The organism is Kitasatospora sp. NPDC005748 (assembly GCF_040630735.1).
Classification (GTDB): Bacteria; Actinomycetota; Actinomycetes; order Streptomycetales; family Streptomycetaceae; genus Kitasatospora.
This window is the reverse complement of the sequence record NZ_JBEXYD010000070.1, coordinates 1-18,663: the sequence shown is the minus strand read 5'-3', so window position 1 is coordinate 18,663 and position 18,663 is coordinate 1. Positions and strand designations below refer to the sequence as shown.

The window sequence follows — 18,663 nt, the reverse complement described above, 5'->3', positions numbered from 1 at the left end:
TCGCCCCGCCATCCAGCAGGGCCCCGTCACGGCCCCGGCGCCGCGCGGTTGGGCCGGCCCTGTCCGGGCGGCCACCGCGGGGGAGCGGTTCCCCCCGGGGAGAAACCCGGCAGGTCGCCTGGCTAGCATTCCGATCATGAGTTTCTCCCCCGGGGGTTAATGCCGCGTCCGCGCCGGTCGAGCCGGTGCTGTTCGGCGGGCCGACGTGCTCGGTGTGCGACGCGGAGCTGTCGTGGGGAGGCAAGGGCCGCCGGCCGAAGTACTGCTCGAAGGCCTGCTCCTCGAAAGCGGACCGCGCGAGGGAGAAGGGGAAGCAGACCAAGGCTCTCGTGGTGGCCGCCGTTTCACCCCGGGGTGAAACCGGGCTCCCCGAAGGACTGGCCGACGCCCCGCTGGCGGCCGAGCTCCTCACCCTCGGCGAGCAGCTGATCCGGCACGACCGACTGCTGCTGCTCCAGCTGGCCCGCGCGGCCCGCGACGACGACCCCGCCCTTGCGCGCCAAGCCGCCGACGACGCCCTGCACTCCGCCGACGACGCCCTGCACTCCGCCTACGCCGTCATGCTGCGCCACCGCGAGTTGGTCGAGCAGCTGCTCGCCGCGCACCCGAGCCAGGACCGGGCGGCGGGACGACCCGACCGCGGGCCCGCCGAAACGCCCCGGGGAGAGAGCGGCACCGCTCCCGGCCCCGCCCCGGTGGCCGCCGCGGCGGTGCCGGCCGCCGTGCCCGCCGCCCGGCCCGAAGCCACTCTCCCGGCCCCGGCCGCCCGGCCCGACGGCGAATCACCCCGAGGCGAAACGACCACCGGACAGCGCGCCGCCCGCCCCGCCGAGCCGGCCCCGCCACACGCCGTTGCCCCCCGGGGCGAAACAGCGCCCCCCACCGAGCCGACCGCGACCGCGCCCGCAACGCCCCGGGGAGAAAACCCGGCCACCACCAACAGGCCTATGCCCGCCGCGTCCGCCCCGCCCGGCCCCGGTCCGGCCCCGCCCGGCCCCGGTCCGGCCCCGGTCCGGCCCCGGCCCCGGCCTCCACGGTCCCCCACCCGGACGACACCGGCCTGCAGCCCGACGCGGTGCTGCGCGTCACCTCGGATCCGGTGCGCCGCTTCGGCCCGCCGGACCGCACGGACGACCTCGCCCTCTCCTACGGCCCGGGCCACCTGGGCCTGGTCGGCGCCGGAGGCCGGCGGCGTTCACCGGCTCCACCACCACGGTGTCCGGGTCGGCTGGGCGGCGCTGCTCGGCGACGGGCCGTGGGGCCCGGGCGGCTGGATCGCGGCGTCGCACCTCGCCGACGGCCGGACGGAGCCGCTGATCGGCGACCTCGGCCGGCCCCGCACCCGCCACGACCAGCGTGCGGCCCTCGACACCCTCCGGAGCGCCCGCCTGGTGCCGCCGGCCGCCGCCGCGCGGACACCGGACACGGACCGCCCGGCTCCCCGGACGGACGGCTGGATCGGCCCGCGCACGGCCGAGCCCGCCACCGGGACGGTGACGGTGCCCCGCGAACCGCTGCGGCGCGGCCTACCCCCCCATGGACGTCCACATCCCCCTCGACCCCGCGGTCTTCGGCTACGCCTGGGTGCTCTCCGGCTGGACGGTGCAGCCGGACGTCCTGGTGGTCCTCGGCGAGGGCTACCCGGTCGGGTGGGTCGAGCGCGGTCTGGACGGCGGCGACGGCTGGGTCGCGGTCTATGAGGACCACTTCCTCGGCGACCCCGAAACCCAGCGGGCCGCTCTCCACGACACCCCGGCGCTGGCCGCCGGAGCATCCTTCAGGCCCACGTCCACAACCTCTGACCACGGCCGCCGGACCGTGCCGTCCGGATCCACGTGAAGAGGGCCTCACCGGCAACCACAGCCCGAAGGTCTCCAGCACCGGCCCGGCCCTGGACGCCTCCCACACCAGCACCGGCGCGCCGCAGAGCGCCTGAGCCCGCACGGCGGGGCGGGTCCGACAAGTCGGTGCGCGACGCGCTCGGCGACCTCAAGCGGGCCGGCCGGGTGCGGGAAGAGTTCCGCCTCCCGGCGGGCGCAAGCTGTGGTGCCTGACCGCGGCCGGGCGCCGCGACGCCGAAGCACCCGTCCCGACGGGGACGAAGCTCGCCGCGCTGCGCCCGGACCGGGACGGGCGGGCCGCCGCGTACTCCGAGCACGCCCTAAACGTCGCGGCCACCGCCGGCCTGCTCGCCAAGGCCGGGATCGGACACCTCGGCGCCTACGCCACCGAGGCCGAGTACAAGCGGCCCGGCCGCCGCTCCCTCTTCGCCGGCCTGGTCCTGCGCGACCCGGGCGCGGACGGCCCCATGCTCCTGGTCGAGGTCGACCGCGACAGCGACAGCGAGGGCAACGGCACCCTGGTCGACAAGCTCACCGCCTACCGCGCCTGGTGCCGGCTGCCGGCCCGCTACACCGCGAAGAAGGTCCCCACCAAGGATCAGCAACACAGAGTGATCGATCCATTTGCGTAAGTTAATTACGTAATAGTATTCCGATAATGGTTGACCTGTGGGGATGACCGTACCTAGCCTGAGGAGACAGCTCGACCGCAACGGAACGTGAGGGAATCGGCAGGTGGTGGACGGACGGGATCCGGCTGCCGAAGCCGGTGGTCCGCACGGCGGCGCCTTCCCGGCGAAGTCCGCCCGGCGGCGAGGCCCGAGCATGGGGCCGTGTGATTTCCGGCGACAAGGAGCAGGCCATGACGACTTCACTTCCGAGGCCGCCGAAAGCGGTGGGCGCGGTGTACCTGCGGTGCTACCCGTTCGACCAGTGGGAAATGGCCGACCACCGGGCCGCCGTGAGCTCGTACGCCGAAGGGCTCGGGTTCTGTGGCCCGCACGTCTTCCTCGACAACGGTTGCCCGTCGGTCGGCGAGCTGCCCCGACTGGCGCAGCTCATCACCCTGGCGGAGTTCGGCCACTGCCAGACGGTGTTCGTTCCGGGGCTCTGGGTGTTCTCACTGGACGACGCGGCGGCGGCCGCGACGGTGAAGCGACTGCAGAAGGCGGGCTGCCGGGTCGTGGAGATGCCGAGCCCGCGCGCGGCGACGACGGGGCGGCCGGGGCGCGGACCCCGGGCCAGGGGTCCGGGAACGGTGGAGTGGGTCCGCGCCCCGGCGGTGGTCCGAGGGTGATCGGCCATGGTGAGACGGACTCCCACCGACGCTCGCAGGCCACCGCCCTACGTGGCGCGGCGCCCTGTGAGCGTCGGTGCGCGACCCGGGGCCGACAGTCCGGCCACCTTTCGTTCAGCGCCCCCCGGCCTGCCCGGCAGGGGGCTGGAAGGCGTCCCGATTGAGCGGACGAGCGGTGCCGCCCACGGCGGAAGCGGAAGCGGACGGGGGCGGGTTCGCCGGACTGCCGTGCAGACCGAAGAGCTGGGCGTTCAGATGGTCGAGTGCCAGGCGGGCGGCGCCGAGTGCGACCGCCTCGACGCCCAGCGCCGACGAGTCGACCCGCGGCGGGTCCAGGCAGAGGCTCTCAAGATGGCCGCGGATGGGGCCGACGGCCGCCTCGCCCGCCTGCGAGAGGCCGCCGCCGATGACCACCAGGTCGGGATTGACCGTGAGGACCATGGCCGCGATGCCCTGTGCGAGGGTGCGGGCGAAGCGGTCCACGTGCTCGGCGGCGACGGCGTCGCCGGCCTGGGCGTCGGCGAAGATGCGGGCGGGGTCCTCGGCCTCCCGGACATCGCTCATGGCGGCGCCCTCCCAGCCGAGGACGGCGAGTGCGCCGATCTCACCGGCGGCGCCCCCGCGCCCGCGGTGGAGCCGGCCGCCGAGCATCATGCCCACGCCCGTGCGATGACCGGCGATCAACTGGATGAAGTCGTCCGCGTGCTGCGCCGCGCCGAGCCAGTGCTCGGCCAGGGCGGCCAGGTTGGCGTCGTTCTCGGCGTAGGCCGGGCAGTCGAACCAGGCGCCCGCGACGCCGGCGAGGTCGAGGCCGTTCCATTCGGGGAGCGGTGTGGAAAGGCGCACCCTGCCCTGGGCGTCGATGATCCCCGGCACGCCGAGGCAGAGCGCCCGCAGTCGGGCGTCCGGGTGAGCGGCGAGGAAGCGCTGTGTGCCTGTTCGGACGGCCTCCAACCGGGTCGCTCCGCCGTGGCTGGGGGCGATCTCGGTGTGCCGGGAGGCGACGACGGTGCCGTCGAGGTCCGTGAGGGTCATCCGAAGCCCTCCGACGCCGATGTCGACGCCCAGGACGTGGGCCGCCTCCGCGCGGAAGCGGTAGCGGCGGGCGGGCCTGCCGATGCTCCGCTCCGGTGCGACCTCCTCGATCCAGCCGCTGCCGCCGAGCTCGTCTATCACGACGTCCACCGTCTGGCGGGACAGGGCGGCGGCGCGGCCGATCTGGGTGAGGGTCATCGGTTCGGCGCTGCGCAGAACGCGCAGGACGGCCTCGGTGTTCAGGCGGCGCAGCAGCGCCGGATCGCCACCGGTGAGAGCTGGGCTGTTCACAGGACCTCCCCTTTGCCGGCCGCCTCCTGCGACCTTGTACGGCAGCTTACGCCATCTAGTTACGTAACAGTACGACATAAGTATATTGACCTTCGCACCCTTTCGCTCCTAGCATCCTGCTCAGTTTCGAAATGCCTCGACATATCGATCTGTAGTTTCCGTCCCGTCCGCAGGGCCCAGTCCCTGTCGTGAGGAGCCCCAGATGTCCGTAAGACCCCTCCGCCGCTCTTCCCGCCCGGTCGCCATGTGCGCTCTCCTGGTAGCGGTGTCCACCGGCCTCGCCGCCTGCGGCGGCCTCACCCCGGGCGGCTCGGCCGGGGCCCCGGCCTCCTCCGGCCCCGTCTCCACGGAGCTGCCCACCGGCAGTGCCACCCTGACGATCGTGAGCTCCGAGAACTCCGGCACCACCAAGGCCCTCGCCGAGGCCTTCCACACCAAGCACCCGAACATCACGGTCGACTTCCAGTACACGGGCGTCGACGACTACGACAAGAGCCTCAACCTCAAGCTCTCCTCCGGCAGCGCCCCGGACCTCGCCCTGCTCAACAAGCTCGGCACCACCGTCAGGGCCGGCCTGGTCCGCAGCCTCGACCCGTACGCCCAGGCCTACGGTTGGGACGCCAAGTACCCGTCGGCCGAACTCGACCAGTGGCGGGCCGCCGACGACGGCAGGCAGCTGGGTACCGGCCATCTGTGGGCAGCGCCGGCCGGGTTCTCCGTGGTCGGTGTCTACTACAACAAGGACCTCGCGGCGAAGCTCGGCATCGCGCCGCCAGCCACCCGCGCCGACTTCGACGCGGCGCTGGCCAAGGCCAAGGCCGCCGGTGAGCTCCCGGTCCAGCTGGGCAACCTCCAGGGCCACTCCTCCTTCATCGTCCAGTCCATCGTGGACGCCACCGACGGGGCCGCCAGGACCAGCGACTGGGTCAACGGCAAGGCCGGAGCCACCATCAGGACGCCGGGCGGCACCGACGCCGCGAACACCCTCGCCGACTGGGCGAAGAAGGGCTACCTGCCGGACGGCGCCAACGGCACCGACCTGCCCGGCTCGGTCGCCGACTTCACCGCGGGCAAGGGCCTGTTCCTCTTCGACGGCTCCTGGGACGCCCAGAAGCTCGACAAGTCGGCACACGGCAGGGTCGGCTTCATCCCCTTCCCCGGTACCGGCGACAAGGCCACCGGTATCGGCACCTCGGTCGCCTACGCCATCCCCGCCAAAGCCAAGAACCCCGACCTCGCGGCCGCGTTCCTCGACTTCATGAACACCCCCGAAGCCGCCCAGATCCAGTTCGACACCGGCTTCCTCCCGGTCGCCCACGCCGACCAGGTCAAGACCGACCCGGACAACGTGATGAGCGAGGTGGCCAAGGGCTGGGCCGCCGTCAACAAGGACAACGGGCTGGTGAACTTCTTCGCCAACAGCACCGCCACCATGAACGACACCCTCACCTCCCAGAGCCAGCAGCTGATCGCCGGGAAGACCGGCCCCGACCAGTACCTCGACGCCCTGCAGAGCGACTGGACCAAGGGCCACCAGTGACCACGACCCCCCTGCGAGCGAAACCCGGCGCGCTGCGCGAGGCCTCTGCCGCCCCGGAAGGGGCGGGCCGGCCCGAACGCCGCAAGTCCCGCACGGCCGGGGCGCCGCGCACTCTGCGCGTCGGCCCCCGCCGGCCGGCCGGCCGCAAGGCCGCCTACCTGTACCTGGCGCCAGCCCTCGTGCTCTACACCTGCTTCGTCGCCCTGCCGTGGCTCCACACCATATGGCTGTCCTTCTTCGCCTGGGACGGCGTCACCCCCGGAACATGGGTGGGACTGGACAACTACGCCCAGGTGATCGGCGACCCGGCGTTGCGTTCCTCCATCCTCCACGCGCTCGGCTTCGTCGTCTTCTACTCGGTGCTGCCGATAGCCATCGGACTGCTGCTGGCGGCGGTGGTCGGCAGCCGCGGCGGGCGCCGCTACCCGGTGAGCCGAACCATCCTGTTCCTGCCCCAGATCGTGCCGCTGGTCGCGGTCGGCGTCACCTGGAAGTGGATGTACTCCGCGGACGGCCTCATCAACCAGATCCTGCGTGCCGTCGGGCTGGGCTCCGTCACGCGGGCCTGGCTCGGCGACTTCACCTGGGCCTACGTGGCCGTCGGCCTCGTGGGCACCTGGGTGATGCTGGGCCTGTGCCTGATCCTCTTCCAGACCGGCATCCAGAAGATCGACACCAGCCTGTACGAGGCCGCCCGGATCGACGGTGCGGGGCCGGTCAGGGAATTCCTCGCCGTCACCCTGCCGGGGCTGCGGGCCGAGATCGGCGTCGCCGCCACCCTCACGATGATCTCCGCACTCGCCAGCTTCGACGTCGTGTACGTCACCACCGGTGGCGGCCCGGGCGACTCCACCACCGTCCCCGGCGTGCTGATCTACCGGCTCGCCTTCACCAACGGTGAGGTCGGCGCCGCGTGCGCGCTCGCCGTGGTCCTGAGCGTTGTCATCGCGCTCGCCGTCCTCGCGATCAGCCGACTCACCCGGGAGGAGTCATGACCGCCCCCGCCCGCCCGTTCACCCAAGGCCTGGCCGGCCGGGCCGTGATGGCAGCCTTCAGCCTCGCTGTCGTCATCCCGTTCGCCGGGATCGTGCTGGCCGCCCTCCACCCCCCGGGAACCATCGTGGCCGGGCTGTCCTGGCCCGACCACCCGAGTCTGGACAGTTTCGCCCGGGCCTGGTCGGACGCCGGCTTCGGCCAACTCCTGCGCAACAGCGCCGTGATCGCCGGGGGAGTCGTCCCGCTCGCCCTCGTCTGCGCGTGCCTGGCCGGATACGCCTTCGCCACCATGCCGTTCCGCGGTCGCAAGGTCCTCTTCGGCTTCCTGATGCTGGGCCTGGCCCTGCCGTACGAGGCCGCGGTCGTGCCGCTCTACTACGACCTGCGGGAGGTCGGCCTGATCGACACCCCGCTCGCCCTGATCCTCGCCCTGGTCGGCCTGTTCATGCCGTTCGGAGCGTTCTGGATGCGCGGGCAGTTCCTCGCCCTGCCCAAGGAGATGATCGAGGCCGCCGCCGTCGACGGCGCGGGGAGCTGGACCATCCTGTGGCGCGTGCTTCTGCCGTGCTCCCGGCCGGCCCTGACCACCCTCGGCCTGCTGTACTTCGTCTGGGCGTGGAACCAGTTCCTGCTGGCCCTGATCCTGATCCAGGATCCCGGCCGACGTACCGCCCCGGCCGGACTCGGCTTCTTCGTCGGTGCCTACACCATCGACGTGCCACTGCTGTCCGCCGCGACGCTGATCGTCATCGCCCCCGTCGTCACCGTCTACCTCTTCTTCCAGCGGCACTTCATCGCCGGGATGCTGTCCGGCGCCGTCAAGGGCTGACCCCGCGCCTCCCACCCCGGCCTGCCCGGGCCCTCCTGTCGAAGGACACACCGTCATGAGCCACGCTCTCGTCGCCCAGCACCCGCCCGCCGACACCCAGGTGAAGCAATTGCGCCTGCTGCTGGTAGGCGCGGGAAGCCGAGGCACCACCTACGCCGGACACGCGGCCGCCGACGGCCGGGCCTCGATCACGGCCGTCGCCGAGCCCGACCCGAAGCGCGCCGCCGCCGCGAAGGAACTGCACCCCGATGCCGTGATCTTCACCGACTGGCGGGCCCTGGCCGAAGCCGCGCCCGAGGCCGACGCGGTCATCATCACGACCCAGGACGCCGACCACGTGGAGCCGGCTGTCCGGTTCGCCGGACTCGGCTACCACATCTTGCTGGAGAAGCCGATGGCCACCAGCGAGACGGACGTCCGCAGGATCGTCGACGCGGTGGACCGGAGCGGCGTCATCCTCGCCGTCTGCCACGTACTGCGCTACACGCCGTACACCACCGCGGTGAAGGAAATCGTCGCCTCCGGCCGCCTCGGCGACATCGTCAGCGTCGAGCACCTGGAGCCGGTGGGCTGGTGGCACCAGGCCCACAGCTACGTGCGCGGCAACTGGCGAAGGGAGGACCAGGCCAGCCCGATGCTGCTGGCCAAGTCCTCGCACGACCTGGACTGGATCTCCTACATCGTCGGCACACCCGTGCGGAAGGTCTCCTCCTTCGGCTCGCTGATGCACTTCCGCCCCGAGAACCGGCCCGCGGCCGCGGCCGACAACTGCCTGGAATGCCCTGTCGAGCCGAGCTGCCCCTACTCGGCGAAGCGGCTCTACCTCGGTTGCCTCGGCGACCCCGACCGGGAGCGCTGGCCGCTGTCGGCCGTCACCGACGCACGCACGCCCGAGGGCGTCGAACAGGCCCTACGCGAAAGCCCGTACGGACGCTGCGTGTACGCCTGCGACAACGACGTGGTCGACCACCAGGTCGTCAACCTGGAGTACGGGAGCGGCGCCACTGCCTCGTTCACCATGACCGCCTTCACGCCGTTCACCCACCGCAAGACCCGCATCTTCGGCACCCGCGGCTCCCTCGACGGTGACGGTGTCAACGCCACCGTCACCGACTTCCTCACCGGCCAGGAGGAAACCCTGGTGCTGGGCGTGGACGGTCCGGACGCCGGCAGCGGCCACGGCGGCGGCGACTCACGCCTGGTCGACGCCTTCCTCGACGCCCTCGCCTCCGGTGACCGCTCGCACATCCTCTCCGACCCGGCCACCAGCCTGGAGAGCCATCTGGTCGCCTGGGCCGCCGAACGCGCCCGCCACACCGGCACCGTCCAGACCCTCACGGACTGACCACACGGCCGACCCGCCCGGTCCCGCCACCCCGGGTGACGCCGCCGACGGGACGACGAGCGCCCGCCCGGCCGGCGCCCGCACCGCCGCTCGCCCACCCCCTCCCACCGTGGCCCCGCCCCCGCCCCCACGGCGCCGCAGCCACCCCGCGATCTCCGGTCCTGCACCCAGCCCACCCAGAACCGGAAGCCAGGCACAACCCCCACCCCCCCGAAAGGGAACCGCCATGGCCCGACACCGCGGCACCACGCCGCCCACCACCCCCGCGCCCCGGTTCGGACGGACGGCGCTCGCCACCGCGGCCCTCAGCGTCGTCCTCGCCACGGTCCTCGTGCTGCCCACCACGGCACAGGCCGCCGACTTCCCGCCGAACCCCACCACCAAGTCGGGGTACACCCTGGACTTCGACGAGGAGTTCGACGGCAGCACGCTCAACACCAACAAGTGGCTGCCGTCCTACCTGCCGCACTGGACCTCGACGCCGCAGAACGCCCAGGCCCGCTACACCATCGCCAACGGCAACCTCACCGAGCGGCTCGACGCCGACACCCCGGCGTGGAACTCGCAGTACGACGGCACGGTGAAGATATCCAGCATCCAGTCCTACGAGAAGGACTGGTGGCACCGCTTCAACGACGCGATGCCCAACGACCACCACGAGCCGGACTTCAACGGCTACTCCACCAAGTACGGCTACTTCGAGATCCGGGCCAAGAACTCGAACGTCGGAGGCGGGGGCCACCAGGCCTTCTGGCTGGTCGGTACCGACGACACCACCAGCGCCAACGCCAACTCCGAGATCGACATGATCGAGACGTTCTTCTCCAAGCCGGCCAACTGGCGCATCGCCGCGTACGGCTGGAGCGACCCCGACTTCCTCTCCTCCTGGTACCTGTCGGACACCACCGTCCCCAGCGGCAGCCCCACCACCGAGTACCACGTCTACGGCATGGACTGGACGCCCACCCAGCTCAACTTCTACTACGACAACCAGCTCTACAAGACCGTCAACGACGCCCCCAACTCGCCGATGGGCATGATCCTCGGCATCTACACCGACGCCGGCTCCGGCCAGCACAACGACGTCTGGCCGAAGAACTGGAACGTCGACTACGTCCGAGTGTTCAAGAACAGCGCCGGCTACTCCGAGGGCTACCAGCGGATCAGGAACCACCAGACCGGCCAGTACCTGAACGTCGAGAACAAGACCGGCAACGTCCAGTACGGCAATGTCCCCACCACCTACTGGAGCGGCCAGTGGACCAGGGAGACCACCAGCGACGGGTACCTGCGCTACCGCAACCGGTGGACGGGGGAGTACATGGACACCACCACGGGCGACGCCATCGTCCACTACGGCAGCCTCCCGGCCACCGACACCACCAGCCAGTGGAGCGAGGAGTCCGTCGCGGGCTATGCCCGGCTGAGGAACCGGTCCACCGGCACCTACGCCCACACCGAGGACCTCACCGGCTCCCTCCAGCACGGCGCCGCGCCGAGCACCTGGTGGACCAGCCAGTGGACCTTCGAACCCGCCTCCTGACCAACGCCACCCCCGGGACGACCTGATCCCGGGCCGCCGCGGGTGCGGGCCGCACACCGGCCCGCACCCGCACCGGAAGGAGCGCCATGCCCACCAGACCCGCCATGCCCACCCGACCCACCAGACCCGCCATGCCCACCAGGCCCGCCCTGCTCACGGCGGCCGCCGCCCTCGCCGTCACCGCCCTCGCCGCCACCGGCTGCACCGCGGGCCAGGTCCCCGCCCCGGCCGTGCGCGCCACTACCCCCCAGGCCCCCGACCACTCCGGCCAGAGCCTGTGGCACGTCATCGACACCGACGGAAAGACGGTCTCCCAACTCAGGGACGACGACCCGGTGGTGACCGCCGTCCGCAAGACCGTGGTCCTGCACTCCGGCACGGTCGACAACCGCGACCACCGCACCGTCACGGACAGCACCGCACAGGAGTTCGCCTTCTACCAGAGGGACTTCGCGGACCAGCTGCGCTCGAAGCAGTACGACACCAAACTCGCCGCCCTGTTCACCGCCAACCACCTCGTGACACACCAGGTCAGTATCGCCTGGTACGTGTCCACGTTCCCCCTGGACATGGCCACCGCCAAGGTCCAGATGGACAGCACCATCGAGTTCACCGAGGCCGACCCCGCCTATCTGAGCGCCAACAGGCTCGAGCTGAACAAGCCCTACGCCCAGCACCGCACCGTCAGCCTGGCCAGGACCGGCGAGACCTGGGCCATCACGGCCATCGAGAAGAACCCCCTCGAAGCACCCGCCCTGCCCAAGCCCACCGGCTGACCGGCTCACCCGCTCACCGGCTCACCCGAGAAAGGCGGAAGTGAACGCCCACCACGTCATCGCCCTCGACATCGGCGGCACCAGCATGAAGGGCGCCGTCATCGGCCCCGACCTCAGGCCGGTGCGCACCCTGCGCAGCGCCACCCCGCGAACGGGCGCAGCCGGCGCCGTGCTGGCCGCGGTGACCTCCACCGTAGACCGGCTGACGGGGCTCGCCGCCGAACACGGCATCACCGTCACCCACGCCGGCGTCGCCGTACCCGGAATCGTCGACGACGACCTCGGCCACGTCCACTACAGTGCCAACCTCGGCCTCTCCGAGGTGCCGCTGGCCGCGGTCCTGCGTCGGCATACCGGTCTGAACGTCACCGTGGGCCACGACGTCCGGGCCGGCGCCCTGGCCGAAGCCACTCTGGGCGCCGCCCGGGGAGCTCGCCACGCACTCTTCGTCGCGATCGGCACCGGAATCGCGGGCGCGTTCATCACCGACGGCCTCCTCCTGCGCAGCGGCGGCCACGCCGGCGAGATCGGCCACATCACCGTTCCCGGGGGGACGGCCCGCTGCGCGTGCGGCAACCGCGGCTGCCTCGAAACCGTCGCCGCCGCGCCTGCCCTCGCCAAGGCCCTGGGGGAGCGCACAGGGCGTGCGGTCGAGGGCGCCGTCGACGTGGCCGCCGCGGTAAGAGCCGGCGACCCCGACGCCCAGGCGGTCTGGCAGCGTGCCGTCGCTGCCCTCGCCGGCGTCCTGGCCGCGCTCACCACCACGCTGGGCCCGGACACGATCGTCGTCGGCGGCGGCCTCGGCGAGGCCAGCGACCTCCTCATCCGCCCGCTGACCGACGCCCTAGAGGAGCGGCTCACCTTCCAGCGGCGGCCCGCCGTGCTCAAGGCCCTCCTCGGCGACCAGGCCGGCTGCATCGGAGCCGCCCTCCTCGCCCGGGGAGGCATCTCCTCCACCCGTAGTTGAGCATCCACCCCCGTCGCACGACCACAGGAGCCTCCGTGCACACCCATCCACCTGTCGGCCGCCTCGCCGTGGTGATCACCGCCGTCACCGCCGCCGCGCTCGGACCGGCAGCCTGTGAGGCCGCCCCCGCGCGCCGGAGCGCCCCCCCTCCACCGGCCGCCACCGGAGTCCCCCCCGGAACCGCCACACTTACCATCGCCAGCTCCGAGAACACGGGGCTGACCGATCTCCTGGGCGTCACGTTCCACAGCCGGCACCCCAACATCGTCGTCGACTTCGACTACGAACCCCGCGACGTGTACGACGGCAAGCTCGAAACCATGCTCGCCTCGAAGAACCCGCCCGACCTCGTCCTGCTCAACGACCTGGGCACCGCGCCGGCGTCGGGCGCGGTCAGAAGTCTTGACGACTACACCCGCCTGTACGGTTGGGACGCCAAGTACCCGTCGGCCGAACTCGACCAGTGGCGGGCCGCCGACGACGGCAGGCAGCTGGGTACCGGCCATCTGTGGGCAGCGCCGGCCGGGTTCTCCGTGGTCGGTGTCTACTACAACAAGGACCTCGCGGCGAAGCTCGGCATCGCGCCGCCAGCCACCCGCGCCGACTTCGACGCGGCGCTGGCCAAGGCCAAGGCCGCCGGCGAGCTCCCGGTCCAGCTGGGCAACCTCCAGGGCCACTCCTCCTTCATCGTCCAGTCCATCGTGGACGCCACCGACGGGGCCGCCAGGACCAGCGACTGGGTCAACGGCAAGGCCGGAGCCACCATCAGGACGCCGGGCGGCACCGACGCCGCGAACACCCTCGCCGACTGGGCGAAGAAGGGCTACCTGCCCGAAAGGGCCAACGCCTCAGGCCTCACCGCCGCAGTGGCCGAGTTCACCCGCGGCAAGGGCCTCTTCCTCTTCGACGGCTCCTGGGACGCCCAGAACATCGACCGCGCCATGCACGGCAGGGTCGGCTTCATCCCCTTCCCCGGCGGAGCCGGCGGCAGGGCCACCGGTATCGGCACCTCGGTCGCCTACGCCATTCCCGCCAAAGCCAAGAACCCCGACCTCGCGGCCGCGTTCCTCGACTTCATGAACACCCCCGAAGCCGCCCAGATCCAGTTCAACACCGGCTTCCTCCCCCTGGCCCACGCCGACTCCGTCAAAGGCACCGAGGGCAACGTGATGAACGACATCGCGAGTGCCTGGGGAGTCGTCAACAAGGGCGACGGATTGGTGAACTTCTTCGCCAACAGCACCGCCACCATGAACGACACCCTCACCATCCAGACCCAGCGGCTGATCGAGAGCGCCACCACCGGTCCCGCCTTCCTCGACGCGCTCCAGAGCGACTGGGCGAGGAGCCACGAGCGGGCCGGCAGTGGGCCGTGAGGCCCCTGGACGCGGCCGGCGGGTTGCGGGTTGCCTCTTTGGGTAATCGGGCCCGGGGGCGCGGGGTCTGCTGCGAGCCTGGACCTATGGGTGATGCGGTGGATGAGGACTTGAACCTGCTCGAGCGGCTCCGGGAGGAGATCGCGCTGGCGGAGTCCAATCTTGCCGGTGCGATGAGAGGGATCTCCGACGGCTACCTGGAGCTTCACAACGGTGGCGGCCGCGGTCACAGCGTCCACGCGCAGTACCAGGAGAGCAACATGCGCACGGGCAAGCCGCTGGCGGACCTCGCGGTGGAACTCGCCGCCTGGGCGTCGGAGATCGCTGCCAAGTCGGCCGCGCTGGACGTGCGCCGGACGCTGCTCAAGCAGTTCGAAGAGGAGGGCTGATCGGTTCGTCGGCAGGGTCAGCGCCGCTACGGCTAGTAACCTGCCCGGCGTCGACTACTACCCGCTGGCAGTGATTGAGGAGCACGGCGCTCGAGGCGACCTTGCCCAGCATCTGACGCTCATCCATTCCCTGATGACCCAGGTCGCTGCCGAAGCGTGGTCGGTACCGCCCTTCGAGCTGACGATCGTGCTCTCCGGTGACTTCGACGCCTCGATCGCGGACCGCGAGGTCGGCTTCACCCCCGAGCGGCTCGGCGGCGGGACGGTCGGCGGCAAGACGACCCCTGTACAACGCGACTACACCGTGGTCGAGGTGTTCGTTGACGCGACCACCGCCGACGACTTCGACCTCTTGGCGTGGATCCACACTGTCCTCCACGACTACGGCCATGTCTTCTTGGGGCGCCTGCGCGCCGCGGCCGGTACCCGACCGCCCTACCCCACCCGCGACCAGACGCTGCCGGAGATCGGCGCGATATGGGCCTTCGAAACTGCCGACGAGTACCGCTGTGAGCTGCTCTCCGACCGGCTGATGAAGGCCCCGCAGAAGGGCGGCGTAGTCAGCAGCCCCGACTCCTCGATCATCATGAACCTTGAGCTGGTGATGGGGGACCGGTACCGCTACGCCCTCGCCGACCTGCTGGGCCCCGTCGTCCATCCCGGCTGGCCGGACCTCGTCGGCTCCCGCCTCGACGGCGATATCGACGTCTTCGACATGTTCAACCGGCTGGTCGCCGAGACCGGGAACGTCCTGAAGGTGGTGGGCTACGCCGACGCGCTGGAGCGCACCGCCGAGCGAGGGCGGATCCTTGATTTTGCTCCCGACCACCCAGCGGTCGTGCTCTACCTGGGGCCGGTGTGGAGCCCCATCGCCCGCCTGCTGGAGGGCGGGCCTGTCATCCCCTCGCTGTCCGACTTCGCCGAGGTGGACAGCCGGTTGCAGGAGCTCGGCCAGGGGATCGTCGACATGTGGGAGAGGCTCGGCGTCACCGGATACCTCACCGACGGGGACGTTTCGGAGGTGGAGCCACCGGCCCGCTAACCGGGTCCGGGGACGCGGCGAAGACCACCCGCCTCGTTCTCCCGGCCGGCGGGCCGGTGGCGGGCTCACCATGGGCGGCAGGTGTGGCGGTCGGGAGCGGGGCCGCGGTGGTGGTGGAGGGCGGTGGCCTCCAGCAGCGTCTGGCGGGCGCGGCGCCGTCGGAGCTCTTCGGTGCGGGCGGCGGTGGCGGCCCAGTCGGGCAGTGGCCGGCCCTGGGCGGCGGCGGTGAGCGTCTCGCCGAGCCGGTCGAGCGCACGGTCCCAGTCGGCGAGTTGCCGGACCAGGTCCGCCACCAGCTGGTCGACGGCGGCGGCCGGGTCGCGTCGGAAGGCGCGGGCCTCGGTGGCGGCCTCCGCCAGGACGTCCTCGTCGAAGTCCGCGAAGACCTCGTACCAGCCGGCGGCCTGCTGCCCGAAGGCGTCCAGGGCGGTGCGCAGGTCGGCGTCGACGGCGGCGGGTGACCAGGAGGGCGGGGTGCGGGGCGGTCGGACGGTGGCGGACAGGATCCGCCCCACGCGGGCGCCGGGGGGCGAGACCGCGCCGCGTGGTCCCGCTCACCCGGCAGCCGGCTCGGCCGGGCGGTCGTCGGTGTCGGTGGTGCCGTCGCCGTTCGCGCCGCCCAGGTCCTCGACCACGTCCAGGTCCAGTTCGGCGGCGAGGCGGTGCAGGTGCTCCCACTGGTCGAGGTCCAGGCCGAGCGCGGTCGCTGGCCACCCGCAGGAGGGCGGCGGCCGCGATGCCGGGGCCGGCGGCGGCGAGCGCGTTGTGCAGGGCCTCCTCGCAGGCCTCCTCGCCGCGGTCGTCCTGGTAGTGCAGGGCGATCTCGAAGGACTCGACCGCGCTGTCGAACACCCTGCGGTAGGCGAGGCGGTCGAGCGGATCGCCGTGCTCGTGGCCGAGAGCCCGCAGCTGTCGCAGGGGCAGCACGCGGGCGTCGCCGGCGGCGGTGGCGCTCCGGCCGGCCTCGGTGGCGGCATCCAGTTCGCCGGCGAGCAGGGTGAGCTCGCGCGCCAGGTCGCCGAGGACGCAGGACGGGAGCGCCGCGGCGAGCGCGCACACCGTCACCGGGGCGAGCCGCTCGCCCCGGTGGAGCTCCGGCAGGGTGCCGGTGGTGTGCGAGGCACCGAGGATCATGTCCGCTGCCAGGGTGTAGCGCAGTTCCTCGGTCAGCAGGCCCTCGCTGCCGGGGATGATCTCGCGGCCGCTCGCCCGGGTGATCGCCGCGGCCGCGCGCTCCAGCAGCCGGGCGTGCTCCTCCTCGCACTGACGGCCGGCCAGCCCGCGCACCCACCGGGCCGCCGCCTCACCCGCCTCGGCGGCCCGGTGCAGCGCCGCCAGGCCGGCCGCGCGCCGCGCCTGCTTCCGGCCCTCGGGGGCCTCGGCCTCTTCGAGGGCCGAGGTGTGGAGCGGCACCGGGGCGGGAAGCGATGTCGTCATACCGGTGCAACCCCGCGCGGGACCGGACGGTCACGGGTGCAGGCAGTCACCTTGCCGCACGGAACTGCAGCGCTGGGCAGCACTCCCGCCGCGCTGCGCAGCGGTGCGGGACAACCGGCCGCGGCGTGGGGGCAACGAGGGTGCGCAACGGGGACGGTACGGCCCGGGCGCCGCGCAAGGGGCGGCGCCGATACCCGCCCGCTTCACCCCGGGGGGAAACATCGCTGGTCGCGGGGCTAGCATCCGGGCATGAGTTTCTCCCCCGGGGGTCAACGCGGTGTCCGAGCCGATGCTGTTCGGCGGTCCGACCTGCGCGGTGTGCGGCACGGAGCTGGCGTGGGCCGGCAAGGGCCGCCGGCCGAAGTACTGCTCGAAGAGGTGCTCGTCGAAAGCGGACCGTGCCCGGGAGAAGGAGAAGCAGGAGCAGGCCCTCGCGGCGGCCGCCGAAACGCCCCGGGGCGAAACGGCGCTCCCCAACGGCCTGGCCGACGACCCGTCGGCCGCCGAGCTGCTCACCCTCGGCGAGGAGCTGGTCCGGCACGACCGGCTGCTGCTGCTCCAGCTGGACCGCGCGGCCCGCGACGGCGACGCGGCTCTTGCACGCCAGGCCGCCGCCGATGTCCGGCACTCCGCCTACTCGGTGATGCTGCGCCACCGCGAGCTGGTCGAGCAGATGCTCACCGAGCACCCCACCCAGGCCCGGGCGGCGGGACAATCTGCCCCGGAGGGTTCCGAAACGCCCCGGGGCGAAACCCGGTCCGGCCTCGGCGCCGCCCACGGGGCGGCCGGGACAGCGGCGGCCGCCGTGCCCGCTCCCCGCCCCGCGACTGGCGCCCCGGATCCGGACGGCATACCCGCTGGCCAATCCCCCCGGGGAGAGACGCCCATGGGACAAGGTGGCGCCCCCACCGCCGAAAGCGCCCCCTCGGCGACCGTTGTCCCCCGGGGCGAAACAACGCCCGCCGCCAGGCCCGCCGAAACCGCGCCCGCTTTGCCCCGGGGAGAAACGCCGGTTCCGGCCGGCGGCGTGGGGCTGCGCGACCTGGTCGACCGGCACCTGACCCAGCGCAGCGCCGACGCCCCCAAGCCCGCGGAGCCGGACCGGACGGTGACCGTGCCAAGCGACCCGCTGCTGCGCGGCCTGCCCCGCAGCATGGATGTCCACATCCCGCTCGATGCGGGCGTGTTCGGCTACAACTGGGCGCTGGCCGGATGGACGGTCCAGCCGGACGTCCTGGTGGTGCTCGGCGAGGGGCATCCGGTCGGCTGGGTCGAGCGCGGCCTCGATGGCAGCAACGGCTGGGTCGCCGTGATCGAGGGCTACTTCCTCGGCGACCCCGCCACCCAGGAGGCGGCCCTGCACACCACTCCGCAGCAGGCCGCCCACACCGTGCACCGCGCCTACATCCAGAATCTCTGAGCTTGTTCCTCAACCTCCGGCTTGTTGGCCTTCTGGATTGGCCCGTCGTGGCGCCGCACCGCGTGGGACCATCTCGGCATGCGCCTGATTGCTGATGGGGCCACGCCGACCTCGCGGTTGGTGCCGGTCGAGGACCTTGAGACCGACAACGGCCGCCCTCGATTACTGAGATTTTCGTTCTGTTGTCGGTGGTGACAGGTAGTGATCCCTGCGGTATGCCAATGGTGTGCGGTATGCGCAGGGTGGGGGCCTGACCGCTGAGCGGCGGGCGTTTCGTGAACAGGTGCGGCTGGAGGCCGCTGCGCGGTTCGAGGCGGGCGAGAAGACCGCGTCGATCGCCCGTGACCTGCGGGTCAGCGAGCGGTCGGTGGAACGCTGGAGACGGTCCTGGCGCGAGGGTGGTACCGCTGCCCTGCGCTCGGCGGGTCCGGCGAGCGTGCCTAACTAGCCGTTGCTCTATCGATCTTGGTGATCGTGAGTTCGAGTCTGCCGACTCGGTCGGGTGATCTTCTGGTCGGCAGGGCATGAAAGTGGGGCCT

At 72.1% G+C, this 18,663-nt stretch carries 19 protein-coding genes; 16 read left to right on the top strand and 3 right to left on the bottom strand.

Going from position 1 to position 18,663, the window contains the following annotated elements; all coding sequences use genetic code 11:
- Nucleotides 1–344 precede the first annotated feature (344 nt).
- Nucleotides 345–572, bottom strand: coding sequence for a hypothetical protein (locus ABZ495_RS31950; protein ID WP_359812288.1), 228 nt, complete (start codon nt 570–572; stop codon nt 345–347).
- A 964-nt stretch (nt 573–1,536) separates the two neighbouring features.
- Between ABZ495_RS31950 and ABZ495_RS31945 the strand changes: the two genes are divergently transcribed.
- The 3 genes from ABZ495_RS31945 to ABZ495_RS31935 all read left to right on the top strand — a co-directional run bounded on the left by ABZ495_RS31945 (nt 1,537) and on the right by ABZ495_RS31935 (nt 3,138).
- Entirely contained in the window at nt 1,537–1,839 is a 303-nt protein-coding gene (locus ABZ495_RS31945; protein ID WP_359812291.1) for a hypothetical protein, read from the top strand.
- Between the two features lie 469 nt (nt 1,840–2,308).
- Entirely contained in the window at nt 2,309–2,473 is a 165-nt protein-coding gene (locus ABZ495_RS31940) for a hypothetical protein (RefSeq protein WP_359812292.1), read from the top strand.
- Nucleotides 2,474–2,703: 230 nt separating this feature from the next.
- Entirely contained in the window at nt 2,704–3,138 is a 435-nt protein-coding gene (locus ABZ495_RS31935) for a hypothetical protein (RefSeq protein WP_359812294.1), read from the top strand.
- Between the two features lie 114 nt (nt 3,139–3,252).
- Here the strand turns inward: ABZ495_RS31935 and ABZ495_RS31930 are convergent, their stop codons facing one another.
- On the bottom strand, nt 3,253–4,464 hold the full coding sequence (locus ABZ495_RS31930; RefSeq protein ID WP_359812297.1) for an ROK family transcriptional regulator: 1,212 nt from the start codon (nt 4,462–4,464) through the stop codon (nt 3,253–3,255).
- Between the two features lie 265 nt (nt 4,465–4,729).
- On the opposite strand from ABZ495_RS31930, the gene ABZ495_RS31925 reads away from it, so the two are divergent.
- From ABZ495_RS31925 to ABZ495_RS31880, 10 genes are all read left to right on the top strand, one after another.
- Nucleotides 4,730–6,004, top strand: coding sequence for an extracellular solute-binding protein (locus ABZ495_RS31925; protein WP_359839345.1), 1,275 nt, complete (start codon nt 4,730–4,732; stop codon nt 6,002–6,004).
- Nucleotides 6,001–6,999 carry a sugar ABC transporter permease gene (locus tag ABZ495_RS31920; protein WP_359812225.1) on the top strand — a complete coding sequence of 333 codons (999 nt, stop codon included), beginning with the start codon at nt 6,001–6,003 and terminating at the stop codon, nt 6,997–6,999. The genes ABZ495_RS31925 and ABZ495_RS31920 overlap by 4 nt, the downstream gene beginning before the upstream one ends.
- Entirely contained in the window at nt 6,996–7,829 is an 834-nt protein-coding gene (locus tag ABZ495_RS31915) for a carbohydrate ABC transporter permease (protein WP_359812228.1), read from the top strand. Before ABZ495_RS31920 ends, ABZ495_RS31915 begins: the two co-directional genes overlap by 4 nt.
- Nucleotides 7,830–7,884: 55 nt before the next feature.
- Entirely contained in the window at nt 7,885–9,174 is a 1,290-nt protein-coding gene (locus tag ABZ495_RS31910) for a Gfo/Idh/MocA family oxidoreductase (protein WP_359812231.1), read from the top strand.
- 226 nt (nt 9,175–9,400) lie between these two features.
- Nucleotides 9,401–10,717 (top strand): family 16 glycosylhydrolase, encoded by a 1,317-nt coding sequence (locus tag ABZ495_RS31905; protein WP_359812234.1) that lies wholly within the window; start codon nt 9,401–9,403, stop codon nt 10,715–10,717.
- An 86-nt stretch (nt 10,718–10,803) separates the two neighbouring features.
- A complete protein-coding gene (locus ABZ495_RS31900) occupies nt 10,804–11,493 on the top strand; it encodes a hypothetical protein (RefSeq protein ID WP_359812237.1) in 690 nt (229 codons plus the stop codon).
- 40 nt (nt 11,494–11,533) lie between these two features.
- Nucleotides 11,534–12,460 carry an ROK family protein gene (locus tag ABZ495_RS31895; protein WP_359812240.1) on the top strand — a complete coding sequence of 309 codons (927 nt, stop codon included), beginning with the start codon at nt 11,534–11,536 and terminating at the stop codon, nt 12,458–12,460.
- Nucleotides 12,461–12,495: 35 nt separating this feature from the next.
- Nucleotides 12,496–13,836, top strand: coding sequence for an extracellular solute-binding protein (locus ABZ495_RS31890; RefSeq protein WP_359839343.1), 1,341 nt, complete (start codon nt 12,496–12,498; stop codon nt 13,834–13,836).
- A gap of 110 nt (nt 13,837–13,946) precedes the next feature.
- Nucleotides 13,947–14,225, top strand: coding sequence for a hypothetical protein (locus ABZ495_RS31885; protein WP_359812274.1), 279 nt, complete (start codon nt 13,947–13,949; stop codon nt 14,223–14,225).
- Nucleotides 14,226–14,358: 133 nt separating this feature from the next.
- The gene (locus ABZ495_RS31880; protein WP_359812272.1) at nt 14,359–15,267 is read left to right on the top strand and encodes a hypothetical protein; all 909 of its coding nucleotides are present in this window, start codon (nt 14,359–14,361) and stop codon (nt 15,265–15,267) included.
- A 65-nt stretch (nt 15,268–15,332) separates the two neighbouring features.
- Here ABZ495_RS31880 and ABZ495_RS31875 read toward each other — a convergent pair whose 3' ends face one another.
- Nucleotides 15,333–15,782 (bottom strand): hypothetical protein, encoded by a 450-nt coding sequence (locus ABZ495_RS31875; protein ID WP_359812270.1) that lies wholly within the window; start codon nt 15,780–15,782, stop codon nt 15,333–15,335.
- Nucleotides 15,783–16,032: 250 nt separating this feature from the next.
- Here ABZ495_RS31875 and ABZ495_RS31870 point away from each other — a divergent pair, with 250 nt between their 5' ends.
- The 3 genes from ABZ495_RS31870 (at nt 16,033) to ABZ495_RS31860 (ending at nt 18,572) form a co-directional block, all read left to right on the top strand.
- A complete protein-coding gene (locus ABZ495_RS31870; protein WP_359839341.1) occupies nt 16,033–16,944 on the top strand; it encodes a hypothetical protein in 912 nt (303 codons plus the stop codon).
- 37 nt (nt 16,945–16,981) lie between these two features.
- Entirely contained in the window at nt 16,982–18,124 is a 1,143-nt protein-coding gene (locus ABZ495_RS31865; RefSeq protein WP_359839339.1) for a hypothetical protein, read from the top strand.
- Between the two features lie 226 nt (nt 18,125–18,350).
- Nucleotides 18,351–18,572, top strand: coding sequence for a helix-turn-helix domain-containing protein (locus ABZ495_RS31860; protein ID WP_359839337.1), 222 nt, complete (start codon nt 18,351–18,353; stop codon nt 18,570–18,572).
- Nucleotides 18,573–18,663 lie beyond the last annotated feature (91 nt).

What these genes read in the sequence shown, in the direction of transcription:
- ABZ495_RS31945 (WP_359812291.1), top strand. Translation starts at nt 1,537, where the DNA reads ATGGACGTCCACATCCCCCTCGACCCCGCGGTCTTCGGCTACGCCTGG.
- ABZ495_RS31940 (WP_359812292.1), top strand. Translation starts at nt 2,309, where the DNA reads ATGCTCCTGGTCGAGGTCGACCGCGACAGCGACAGCGAGGGCAACGGC.
- ABZ495_RS31935 (WP_359812294.1), top strand. Translation starts at nt 2,704, where the DNA reads ATGACGACTTCACTTCCGAGGCCGCCGAAAGCGGTGGGCGCGGTGTAC.
- ABZ495_RS31915 (WP_359812228.1), top strand. Translation starts at nt 6,996, where the DNA reads ATGACCGCCCCCGCCCGCCCGTTCACCCAAGGCCTGGCCGGCCGGGCC.
- ABZ495_RS31910 (WP_359812231.1), top strand. Translation starts at nt 7,885, where the DNA reads ATGAGCCACGCTCTCGTCGCCCAGCACCCGCCCGCCGACACCCAGGTG.
- ABZ495_RS31905 (WP_359812234.1), top strand. Translation starts at nt 9,401, where the DNA reads ATGGCCCGACACCGCGGCACCACGCCGCCCACCACCCCCGCGCCCCGG.
- ABZ495_RS31900 (WP_359812237.1), top strand. Translation starts at nt 10,804, where the DNA reads ATGCCCACCAGACCCGCCATGCCCACCCGACCCACCAGACCCGCCATG.
- ABZ495_RS31880 (WP_359812272.1), top strand. Translation starts at nt 14,359, where the DNA reads ATGACCCAGGTCGCTGCCGAAGCGTGGTCGGTACCGCCCTTCGAGCTG.